Here is a 9,509-nt window from a genome sequence, read left to right on the forward strand (position 1 = left end):
CTCATCCCCGAAGGGCGTCAGCGAGCTCCACCATATCACCTGGTAGCGGCACTTCGAAATGCATCACCTCGCCGGTGCGCGGATGCTCGAATTGCAGCATGTAGGCATGCAGCGCCTGGCGGTCGAAAGCCTTGACGACCTTGCGGGCCTCGTCGGGCAGAAGATTGGCCTTGGTCTTGAAGCCGGCGCCGTAGACGGCGTCGCCCAGCAACGGATGGCCGATATGGGCCATGTGGACGCGGATCTGGTGGGTGCGGCCGGTTTCAAGGTGGCATTCGACGAGCGAGGCAAGCGCGCTCGCATCCGGGCTTTCGTGGAAGCGCTCGAGCACTTCGTAATGGGTGATCGCCTCGTCGGCACTCTCGTTTTCGGGGCGCTTGACGGCGCGGCGGGTGCGGTCGCCGGTGGCACGACCGAGCGGCGCGTCGATCGTTCCCGAGAGCGAGCGCGGACGACCCCAGACGATCGCCTGATAGGCGCGTTCCAGCGGCATGGTGCGGCCGTGATCGGCGAACTGCAGCGAGAGATGGCGATGCGCCATATCGTTCTTGGCGACGACCATGACGCCGGTCGTATCCTTGTCGAGGCGGTGAACGATGCCGGGACGGCGCACGCCGCCGATGCCGGAGAGGGTATCGCCGCAATGGTAGATCAGCGCGTTGACGAGTGTACCCGTCCAGTTGCCGGGGCCGGGATGGACCACGAGGCCCGCCGGCTTGGAAATGACGATGACGTCTTCATCCTCGTAGAGGATATCGAGCGGAATATCCTCGCCCTTCGGAGCCGGATCTTCGGGCTCGGGCAGGATGATCTCGTAGCTGTCGCCGGCTCGCACCTTCTTTTGGGGATCGGTAATCGGCGCGCCCTTCAAAAAGACCTGCCCATCCTTGATCAGCGCCTTGATGCGGCTGCGGGAAAATTCCTCGCCGACCTGCGCGGTCAGCCAGGCGTCGAGGCGGCCTTCGGCTGTCTCATCGGCGGTCAGGACTTTTCTATTGTCATCTGCTTGTTTAAAGGGGTCGCTCAAGACGCTTCTTCTCCGACGTATTTTTAGAACGGGACGCCATAGATGACGAAATTCGAGCCAGCCGACGATGAGCAGGAAGAAAAGCCCCTTGATCCGGCTATGGAAAGTGTCCGGCGCAAGATGGTTCGCCTGCAGATCGTCTCGGGCGCCATCATGTTCGTGAGCCTTATGGCGGTCTTCGGCGCTGTTGTCTACAAGGTGACGCGCGCGGAGCCCTCGCAGACCACAGCGTCTGCAGGCTCTTCCGGTGTTCCCTCCGACGCGCCGATGAATTCAACGGCCGCGCTGCCGCTCGGCTTCAAGATCGAGCAGACATCGCTTTCGGGCGGACAGATCCTGTTTTACGGCACGGCGGTCGACGGCAAGCGCAAGGCCCTGGTCTTCGATATCAAAGCGGGCCGCATCGTAGCTGACATCACGTTGTCGGGTAATTGAGGCCGGCATGGCCGGACAGCCCCTTACGATCGAAACCCCTGACGATCTGCGGATCACCGAGTTTCGCGCTATCCGCGAGCGCGACCTGACGGGCCGGCAGAACCGCTTCATCGCCGAGGGTACCGTCGTGCTGCGCATGCTCGCCGATGCGCATGCGGCGGGTAGAGGATTTTCAGCCGAAAAGATCTTGCTGCTCCGCAATCGGCTCGACGGCGTGGCGGAAATCCTCGACCGCTTTCCGAAAGACGTACCCGTCTATGTGGCCGACGCCGATATTCTCGACGGTATCGTCGGCTTCAACATGCATCGCGGCGTGCTTGCGCTCGGCCGCCGCGAGCAGGCGACGGAAACCGTGCTTCTCGATGCGCTGCCCGAGCAGGCGCTGGTCCTCGTCGGCTGCGGCATTTCCAATCACGACAATGCCGGATCGATGTTCCGCAATGCCGCTGCCTTCAGGGCGGATGCGATCCTCCTTGATGAGACCTGCTGCGACCCGCTCTACCGCAAGGCGCTGCGCGTTTCGGTCGGCTCGGTCCTGAGCATGCCCTATCATCGCGGCGGCAATGCGCTCGCTCTTCTTTCTGGTCTTGCCGAGCGCGGCTTTTCAATCTGGACGCTTTCGCCACGCGGCGAGACGGATATCCGGCAGATACCGGCTTCCGATCGCATGGCGCTCGTCGTCGGCACTGAGGGCGAGGGACTGCCGGAAGCGGTGCTTTCCCGTTTCCGCAGTGCGCGCATTCCGCAGTCCGAAGGGTTGGACAGTCTCAACGTGGCGACGGCGACGGGTATTGCGCTTTTTGCCATATCTTCGGCGATGGCGCGGATCTGACGGGGTTCAGCGCTGCGGATCGGCGATGATCGCAGCCGCGCGGTCGGCAAGGTTTACGCGGTCGTTTGCGCCCTTCTTCTCCCCGCCATCAGGTAGGAGGGAGAGGATCGGAGAGGACGGGCCTTCCTTGAGCGCCGTGAGCGCCACCATGTTGGCGGCGATCGAGGTGATTTCCTCGCGAAGCGCGCCATCACGACCGGTATTGTTTCTTGCCTTCTGAAGGTGGTCGGCAAGTGCTGCACTGCGCCGGCGCACATTGTCGCTCATCTGCGCTGCGATGGCAGCGAGATCGAGTTCAGAGGTTTCTGCTTCGCTGGTCGCTTCGGCGGGCAGATCGGCAATGGCCTTGGAGAGGCCGGCATCACGCAGCACCTTGGCGACCTTACGGAGTTCGGCGTTGGCAGCCTTCAACTGATCCTTCAGCTTGGCGATTTCCTGTTGCCGGCGGCCGAGCAGGGCTTCCTTGTCAGCGGCAGAGGCGGCCTCACGGGCGGCCTTGTCTTCCAAGCGAATGACCATGTGCTGCTGCTGGCTGAGCTTCTGTTCGGCATCCTTGGCGCGCTTCTGCAGCACGGTCACGTCCTGGCGCATCGTATCGCGTTCGTCGCGCAGGGCATTGGTGCGGAACTTCAGGTTCTCGGCTTCAGTCTCACGCGCAGCAAGGTCGATCTTCAGGTTGTTGGCCTGTTCCGTGATCTTGGAAAGCCGCGCCCGCAGCGTTTCCAGCTCGCTATCCTTGTTGGAGCCCGCCTGTTCGGCAATATGCAGGTTCGTCTTCAACTGGCTGATATAGTTTTCGTCCTTGCGCAGGTGGGAGCGCTGCTCGGCAGCCTCAACCTGCATTTCGCCGATCTGTGCGCGCGCCTCATTGACTTCGGAGGCTAGCCTGCCGGCATCGACGGCGAGTGCGTCGTGGCGCAGCTGGAGGGAGAGCGACTTTTCGCGTTCGCGGTGCAGGTCCTGTGCGGTGCGGGCATTTTCAGCGGCGTAGAGCGCGCGCACCATGTCCTTCTGTGCCCGTACTTCCTGCGGGCTCAGCGGCATCGTCGCCTTGAGGCGGTTTTCGGTATACCAGACGATGCGGCGGTGAACCGCGGGCGAAACCAGAAAGACGAGAAAGGCCGCGGTCAGGAAGCCCAATCCGAACAAAAGAGCATATTCGATCACGGCGCGGCCATCGATTCGAAGGTTGATACGGGTCAGTCCGCCTGATTAAGCACGCAGCGCGCGCAGCGACAAGGCTGCGGGCACCGGCAGGACCATATTCCCAAGGATATTAGCGGTGATTTTGGCTTTTCAGAAGGGGTTCCAGGTCGGGTTCGGGGTGACCTTCAGATAGCCGACATTGATGCCGAGGCGGGCGCCGACACCGGTGCGGATCGGCACGACCAGAACATTGTTGTTCTTGAGAAGCGTCATGCCGAAGCCGGCAATGACATAGGCCGAGCCGCTGACGCCGCCGAAGCGAGCATAGATGGAGTCGATGGACGGCAGGTCGTAGACCAGCATCATGACGCGGGAGCCCTGGCCGCCGTAATCGAGGCCGAGAGATGGACCCTGCCAGTAAAGCGGATGCTCGCCGGCATTCTTGGTATTGAGCTGGCCTTCGCCGTAGGTGAGGCCGGCGATGAAGGCGCCGCCGCCCTCCTGGCCGAGAATATAGCCGTTGGGCAGGCCGTATTTCTGGAAGGCGCTTTCAACCACCTTGGCCAGACCGCCGCTGGTCTCGCCGAAGAAGGAGTGGCCGGCGTCAACGATTTCCTGCACTGTGTACTGGCCGTTGTTCTGCTGCGCTGCGGCCTGTCCTGTAATCATCACCGACGAGATCATGATAGCGGTCAGCAACTTGCAGAAGCCGATAAATCTTCCGAGAAATTGGAGGCGCATGATGTCATCCATTCGTCATTGTCGGGGGCATTGGCATTTGATGCATTTTGCTCCGATCGTCTTAACAATCGGTTTACCAAATATGGTGTCATTATGGCGGCGAGTACGGTCGCAAACTTCGCGCAATTTTGATCAGGCACACTACCGGGTGGAATGACACTGCCCCTCAGGAGACGATGATGTCCAAGAACCCGAATCTCACTCTGTCCGGCCCGGACCTGGCAGCACTTCTTTGCAGTCGTGTGTGCCATGACGTGATCTCGCCCGTCGGCGCGATCAATAACGGTCTGGAGCTTCTGGACGAAGGCGGAGCGGATTCGGATGCGATGGATCTCATCCGCACCAGTGCGCTCAATGCCTCGGTCCGTCTCAAATTCGCACGCCTTGCCTTCGGTGCATCCGGTTCCGTCGGCGCCTCGATCGATACCGGCGAGGCCGAACGTGCAGCCAAGGACTTTGCCGTGGCCGAGAAGAAGACCGAAGTGAGCTGGAGCGGCCCACGCGCGATTGTCGCCAAGAACAGGGTCAAGCTGCTCCTTAACCTCTTCCTCGTCGCATATTCTTCCATTCCGCGTGGCGGCAATCTGGATATTACGCTGGAAAATCCGGAATTCGATGCCAGTTTCAAGCTCGTCGCCAAGGGCAAGCTGATGCGCTTGCCGCCGAAATTCGTCGAGATCGCCACCGGCACCGCCGAGGAAGCGATCGATGCGCATTCGATCCAGCCTTATTACACTGTGCTGCTGGCGGAAGAATGCGGCATGGTTCTGGATTATTCAGCCAGCGCCGAAGAGATCATCTTCACTGCCAAGGTTGCCGCAGCGTAGTTCACCGATTGCTGATCGAAGCGGGTGCAGTAACGATTCCTTAGCCTGATCAACCTATCCTCGAAGGTTAGGAAGACCCTCGACGGAGACAGCGCGAGGGGTAAGGAGCTGCCATGCAGAGATTCATGATCACCGATAGTTCGGACATCGTTCGCAAGGTCGGCAAGCGAATCCTTTCCGAGCTCGATTTTCTGGTGAGCGAAGCTTCGAATGCCGAAGAGGCGTTGCAGCGCTGCCAGGCGGAGCTTCCCGAATATCTGATCGTCGATTCGGGCATGGAAGGCGCGCTTGATCTCATCGCCAATATCCGCACCATGGACGGCGGCAAAGAGGTCAAGATCTACTATTGCGTCATCGAGGCCGATCTGAAAAAGCTGATGGCCGGTAAGCGGGCAGGGGCAACGGACTTCCTGCTCAAGCCGTTCGACCGCAAGATCCTCACCGCCGTGTTCGGAAATCGCGCGATCGCTGCCTGAATAGGTCGCGCAAATCGTTAACGGGAGCCGTCCTTTTGGGCGGCTTTTTTCATTTCCGCACATTGCCGACAAAATAAAAGTCCCGCCGGCGAGGCGGGACTTTTCATTTGGTAAGGGGATTCGGCGGATCAGGCGGTTTCGGCGTATTCGGCACCATCGGGCTCGCGCAGCACATAGCCGCGGCCCCAGACGGTTTCGATGTAATTGGCGCCGCCGGCAGCATTTGCGAGCTTCTTGCGCAGCTTGCAGATGAAGACGTCGATGATCTTCAGTTCCGGCTCGTCCATGCCGCCATAGAGGTGGTTCAGGAACATTTCCTTGGTGAGCGTGGTGCCCTTGCGGAGCGAGAGAAGCTCCAGCATCTGATATTCCTTGCCCGTCAGGTGAACGCGCTGGCCGCCGACTTCGACGGTCTTGGCGTCGAGGTTGACGATAAGCTCGCCCGTGATGATGACCGACTGGGCATGGCCCTTGGACCGACGGACGATGGCGTGGATACGGGCGACGAGCTCGTCCTTGTGGAACGGCTTGGTCATGTAGTCGTCGGCGCCGAAGCCGAGACCACGAACCTTGTCTTCGATGCCGGCCATGCCCGAGAGGATGAGGATCGGCGTCTTGACCTTCGACAGGCGGAGAGTGCGCAGCACTTCGTATCCGGACATGTCGGGAAGGTTCAGATCGAGAAGGATGATATCGTAATCATACAACTTGCCCAGATCCACGCCTTCTTCGCCGAGATCTGTCGTATAAACATTAAAACTCTCAGATTTGAGCATCAGTTCGATGCTCTGCGCCGTAGCGCTATCATCCTCGATCAGAAGTACCCGCATAATTATCCCCTTTACCGCCGCCGAAAGGTGGCATGGCCCCCTACGCGATACCGAATAAGCTACGTGATTTGGAAGCTGCCACGAAATGGTTAACAAATTCTAATTCACTCTGGCAAGGAGTATCGAATTTATTAAATAATTTTTCCATTTCCCTGTTTTCCAATGGGAATCTCGAAACGCAATTCTCAACTTCGACATTAAGAATATGCGCTAAGTGATTCATCCGACTCGCTAATGAAAAGGTTCGGCTTTCCTGTCCTGGTGTTTACCGAGCCTTAAATCATCGGGCCTATCATTAACGATGCCCGTAAACGAAAGGTTACCAGCGGTAGGTTTTTGTTAATATCGCAGGAAATTTTTTAGCAAACCGTGTCAAAGCGGCGCGCAAGGGCGGTTTCAAGTTGAGCCGGGGTCTCGCATCACGGGAGTAATGCGTATGAAGTCGCGAGAGAGCCTCGTTCGCCTGAAAGAGTTTCAGGTTAACGAAAAACGTCGTCAGCTGCAGCAGTTGCAGATGATGATGTCCGAATTTGAACGGATGACGAAGGATCTGGAGAGCCAGATCGTCGTCGAGGAAAAGAAGTCCGGTATTTCCGACCCGAATCACTTTGCATATCCGACCTTCGCCAAGGCCGCACGTCAGCGCGCCGACAATCTTCAGGTCTCGATCAAGGAACTGAAGGTTCAGGAGGAGGCGCTGGAATTGGCGCTTGAGGAAATGCAGGCGGAATATGCCAGGGCAACGGCGCTCGAAGAGCGTGACGGCGCGGTTCGCGTCCGGGCCTGACGAATGTTGCAGGCGCCGGTCCCGGCGCCTTGGGGGATAACCACAGAAGCCATGCATGATGGGCGCGGTGTCCGTCATGCATGGCTTTTGGTGTTTCTATCGTATGGCAGACGTTCTCAGTTTACCACGTCGTTCCAATCCGGATGGCGCTGCGCCTGCGATTTAAAGAAGGGGCAGAGCGGGATGATCTTCCAGCCGCCCTCGCGGGCTGCCTCGACGGCGTGAAGGGCGAGCGCCTGGCCGACGCCCTTGCCGCGCAAAGCGTCCGGCACGCCGGTATGATCGATGATGATGAGTTTCGGTGATGTGCGGGAATAGGTCATCTCCGCTTCATGGCCCTCCAACGTCGCAACATAGCGGCCGCCGGAGGTGTTTTCTTCAATCCCGATATCCATGTCTGTCTCCTGACGAATTATGTGATCGGGAACGTGACATGGCGGCATCGGCATGCCAAGCCGTGTCCGCAGGAGACAGTGTGTTCAAAGGGGAGGCGGAAAATTGAACAGGCTTTCGGCGGTCCGGCCCGTTCTATTGGTGACGGCGCCGTTTCTACTGGCGCTTGGCCTTGTGTTGCCGCTCATCCGTTTCGAGAAGCTCTGGTTCTTCGATGAGACGCCGTCATTGCTGGAAATCGTGGCTTCGCTCTGGAATGGAGGTGACGTGGCGCTTGCGGTATTGGTGGCGCTCGTCTCGATCGTATTGCCGGTTTTGAAAATGATCGGGATCGCGGCTGAATCCATGGCTGCCGGCGGCACCGGCAGCCTGTTTTATCGCAACGTCGTGCCGCATCTGTCCAAGTGGTCCATGATGGACGTGCTGCTGGTTGCGATCGTGATTGCGGCAGCGAAGACGACGGGACTTGCGAATGCGTTTACGCAACCCGGCCTCTGGTGTTACGCGGCCTCGGCAATGATTTCGGGCCTTCTTCATTCCCTTAAGGGAAATGCGTCCGGCCCGAAATAATCAAATCGAATGGGATCAGTGGCGGTACTGCTGGATGCGCGTCGTGCGCAGGCCGGCGAGACCATGGCTGTTGATGGAGGACTGCCAGGAAAGGAATTCTTCGACAGTGAGCGTGTAACGCTCACAGGCTTCTTCCAAGCTCAACAGGCCACCGCGAACAGCCGCGACAACCTCTGCCTTCCGGCGGATGACCCAGCGCCGCGTGTTCGGCGGCGGAAGATCCGCAATCGTCAGGGGGCTGCCATCGGGGCCGATGACATATTTCACTCGGGGACGTATCATTTCGGTCATTGGACTCTCTACACAACGCAAGACCACGGGTGCCACTCTAACTTGCCACATTTAAAAATTGCCTAAACGCATGGTAAGACTTTGATAATAATTTTAGACGCGCGCCCGGAGGGCTGATTTGCGGGCTCCTGCCGTTACGTCAATTTGATACGGCTGCATGGGAGCCATGCGGAATAAATGTTACATATTTCTTCCGGATAATTTTATAAGCGCTGCAACATAAGTGTGAGCGCAAAGACTTCGTCTCCGTTCCTCTCGCAGTATCAATAAAGATTGCCGTTTGAATGCTTCGTATCCTTCGGATGCGGGGCACATGCCGTCTTTCCTGATCGTCCGGCGCGTTCAATCCGCGGCCGGTTGCGAGGCCGGGCCGAAGCCAGGCCCGTGAAGGAATAAGAGAATGAAGAGACGTGAACGCGCAGTCCGCGACTGCGCAGATGATGCCGCATTTTCTGCGTTCGAGGCCCGTTCTGCGGGCATTTCCGCTGTCGATGGTGCAAGCCGCCTGGACGAGTTGGCGAAGGCCGCCGGGTTCGAATTCTACCTGTTTTCCATATTCCCGCGCGGGGACCGGACGGCCTTTCTCGAAAACAAGCTGATCAGCAACTGGCCGCAGAGCCTCGTCAACTTTTACGAGGAGGCGGACCTCTTCTATTGCAGCAAGCTGGTCGCCGTCATGAAGCGCACGATCATGCCTGTCTTCTGCGAAGAGGGGCCTTTTGGTGGCAATGCAGCGAATCAGGAAAACCGCCGTCTGAACACGATGTTTCAGATGCACGGGCTGAAGCATACGTTCGCGTTCGCGCTACACGACGCTGACCTGAAACAATACATCTTCGCCTTTTCGGGGGCGCGTGCCATGCCCTCCCGCGAAGAAGCGACGGCGCTGCTTTATGGCTGTATGGAGCTTCTGGACACGTTGCCGAGCGACGAGAAGCCGGAAGACCGGCCATCGGAAAGCCTCACCCGGCGGGAGATCGAATGTCTGCGCTGGTCGGCTGCGGGCAAGAGCAGCGACGAGATTGCGATCATTCTCGATCTCTCATCGCATACGGTAGTGGGATATCTGAAGAGCGCAATGCGCAAACTGGATTCGGTCAACCGCATGCAGGCCGTCGCCCGGGCATTCCGGTATCGGCTGGTGTAACAGCCGA

Annotated in this window: 13 protein-coding genes; 7 read left to right on the plus strand and 6 right to left on the minus strand. The window is 58.8% G+C overall.

Features of this window, described 5'->3' with window-relative positions; translation table 11 throughout:
• Position 1: 1 nt before the first annotated feature.
• On the minus strand, positions 2-1,027 hold the full coding sequence (locus PMI11_RS07570) for an RluA family pseudouridine synthase (RefSeq protein WP_007815172.1): 1,026 nt from the start codon (positions 1,025-1,027) through the stop codon (positions 2-4).
• Between the two features lie 42 nt (positions 1,028-1,069).
• On the opposite strand from PMI11_RS07570, the gene PMI11_RS07575 reads away from it, so the two are divergent.
• Positions 1,070-1,462 (plus strand): hypothetical protein, encoded by a 393-nt coding sequence (locus PMI11_RS07575; protein WP_007815174.1) that lies wholly within the window; start codon positions 1,070-1,072, stop codon positions 1,460-1,462.
• Between the two features lie 7 nt (positions 1,463-1,469).
• Positions 1,470-2,294: a TrmH family RNA methyltransferase gene (locus PMI11_RS07580; RefSeq protein ID WP_007815176.1), complete on the plus strand. Its 825-nt coding sequence runs from the start codon at positions 1,470-1,472 to the stop codon at positions 2,292-2,294.
• 6 nt (positions 2,295-2,300) lie between these two features.
• On the opposite strand, the gene PMI11_RS07585 is transcribed toward PMI11_RS07580, so the two are convergent.
• Together PMI11_RS07585 and PMI11_RS07590 are read right to left on the minus strand one after the other, a co-directional pair.
• Entirely contained in the window at positions 2,301-3,461 is a 1,161-nt protein-coding gene (locus PMI11_RS07585; RefSeq protein WP_007815178.1) for a hypothetical protein, read from the minus strand.
• A gap of 129 nt (positions 3,462-3,590) precedes the next feature.
• Positions 3,591-4,181: a DUF1134 domain-containing protein gene (locus tag PMI11_RS07590; RefSeq protein ID WP_007815180.1), complete on the minus strand. Its 591-nt coding sequence runs from the start codon at positions 4,179-4,181 to the stop codon at positions 3,591-3,593.
• Between the two features lie 179 nt (positions 4,182-4,360).
• Here PMI11_RS07590 and PMI11_RS07595 point away from each other — a divergent pair, with 179 nt between their 5' ends.
• Together PMI11_RS07595 and PMI11_RS07600 are read left to right on the plus strand one after the other, a co-directional pair.
• Positions 4,361-5,008: a histidine phosphotransferase ChpT gene (locus PMI11_RS07595; protein WP_007815183.1), complete on the plus strand. Its 648-nt coding sequence runs from the start codon at positions 4,361-4,363 to the stop codon at positions 5,006-5,008.
• Between the two features lie 113 nt (positions 5,009-5,121).
• The gene (locus tag PMI11_RS07600) at positions 5,122-5,484 is read left to right on the plus strand and encodes a response regulator (protein ID WP_007815186.1); all 363 of its coding nucleotides are present in this window, start codon (positions 5,122-5,124) and stop codon (positions 5,482-5,484) included.
• 128 nt (positions 5,485-5,612) lie between these two features.
• Here the strand turns inward: PMI11_RS07600 and ctrA are convergent, their stop codons facing one another.
• The gene (ctrA, locus tag PMI11_RS07605; protein ID WP_007815188.1) at positions 5,613-6,314 is read right to left on the minus strand and encodes a response regulator transcription factor CtrA; all 702 of its coding nucleotides are present in this window, start codon (positions 6,312-6,314) and stop codon (positions 5,613-5,615) included.
• Positions 6,315-6,750: 436 nt separating this feature from the next.
• Between ctrA and PMI11_RS07610 the strand changes: the two genes are divergently transcribed.
• On the plus strand, positions 6,751-7,101 hold the full coding sequence (locus tag PMI11_RS07610; protein ID WP_007815190.1) for a hypothetical protein: 351 nt from the start codon (positions 6,751-6,753) through the stop codon (positions 7,099-7,101).
• Positions 7,102-7,217: 116 nt separating this feature from the next.
• Here the strand turns inward: PMI11_RS07610 and PMI11_RS07615 are convergent, their stop codons facing one another.
• Positions 7,218-7,496 carry a GNAT family N-acetyltransferase gene (locus PMI11_RS07615; RefSeq protein ID WP_007815192.1) on the minus strand — a complete coding sequence of 93 codons (279 nt, stop codon included), beginning with the start codon at positions 7,494-7,496 and terminating at the stop codon, positions 7,218-7,220.
• Between the two features lie 103 nt (positions 7,497-7,599).
• On the opposite strand from PMI11_RS07615, the gene PMI11_RS07620 reads away from it, so the two are divergent.
• The gene (locus PMI11_RS07620; RefSeq protein WP_007815193.1) at positions 7,600-8,064 is read left to right on the plus strand and encodes a paraquat-inducible protein A; all 465 of its coding nucleotides are present in this window, start codon (positions 7,600-7,602) and stop codon (positions 8,062-8,064) included.
• Positions 8,065-8,079: 15 nt separating this feature from the next.
• Here the strand turns inward: PMI11_RS07620 and PMI11_RS07625 are convergent, their stop codons facing one another.
• Positions 8,080-8,355 (minus strand): CtrA inhibitor SciP, encoded by a 276-nt coding sequence (locus PMI11_RS07625; protein WP_007533628.1) that lies wholly within the window; start codon positions 8,353-8,355, stop codon positions 8,080-8,082.
• Between the two features lie 400 nt (positions 8,356-8,755).
• On the opposite strand from PMI11_RS07625, the gene PMI11_RS07630 reads away from it, so the two are divergent.
• The gene (locus tag PMI11_RS07630; protein WP_007815195.1) at positions 8,756-9,502 is read left to right on the plus strand and encodes a LuxR C-terminal-related transcriptional regulator; all 747 of its coding nucleotides are present in this window, start codon (positions 8,756-8,758) and stop codon (positions 9,500-9,502) included.
• The last annotated feature ends 7 nt before the right edge of the window (positions 9,503-9,509 follow it).

It is taken from the genome of Rhizobium sp. CF142 (assembly GCF_000281145.1).
Taxonomy (GTDB): domain Bacteria; phylum Pseudomonadota; class Alphaproteobacteria; order Rhizobiales; family Rhizobiaceae; genus Rhizobium.

Excerpts from the sequence above, each read along its gene's own strand:
- PMI11_RS07575 (WP_007815174.1), top strand. The coding sequence starts at position 1,070 with ATGACGAAATTCGAGCCAGCCGACGATGAGCAGGAAGAAAAGCCCCTT.
- PMI11_RS07595 (WP_007815183.1), top strand. The coding sequence starts at position 4,361 with ATGTCCAAGAACCCGAATCTCACTCTGTCCGGCCCGGACCTGGCAGCA.
- PMI11_RS07615 (WP_007815192.1), bottom strand. The coding sequence starts at position 7,496 with ATGGATATCGGGATTGAAGAAAACACCTCCGGCGGCCGCTATGTTGCG.
- PMI11_RS07625 (WP_007533628.1), bottom strand. The coding sequence starts at position 8,355 with ATGACCGAAATGATACGTCCCCGAGTGAAATATGTCATCGGCCCCGAT.
- PMI11_RS07630 (WP_007815195.1), top strand. The coding sequence starts at position 8,756 with ATGAAGAGACGTGAACGCGCAGTCCGCGACTGCGCAGATGATGCCGCA.
- PMI11_RS07610 (WP_007815190.1), top strand. The coding sequence starts at position 6,751 with ATGAAGTCGCGAGAGAGCCTCGTTCGCCTGAAAGAGTTTCAGGTTAAC.
- PMI11_RS07590 (WP_007815180.1), bottom strand. The coding sequence starts at position 4,181 with ATGCGCCTCCAATTTCTCGGAAGATTTATCGGCTTCTGCAAGTTGCTG.
- PMI11_RS07580 (WP_007815176.1), top strand. The coding sequence starts at position 1,470 with ATGGCCGGACAGCCCCTTACGATCGAAACCCCTGACGATCTGCGGATC.
- ctrA (WP_007815188.1), bottom strand. The coding sequence starts at position 6,314 with ATGCGGGTACTTCTGATCGAGGATGATAGCGCTACGGCGCAGAGCATC.
- PMI11_RS07600 (WP_007815186.1), top strand. The coding sequence starts at position 5,122 with ATGCAGAGATTCATGATCACCGATAGTTCGGACATCGTTCGCAAGGTC.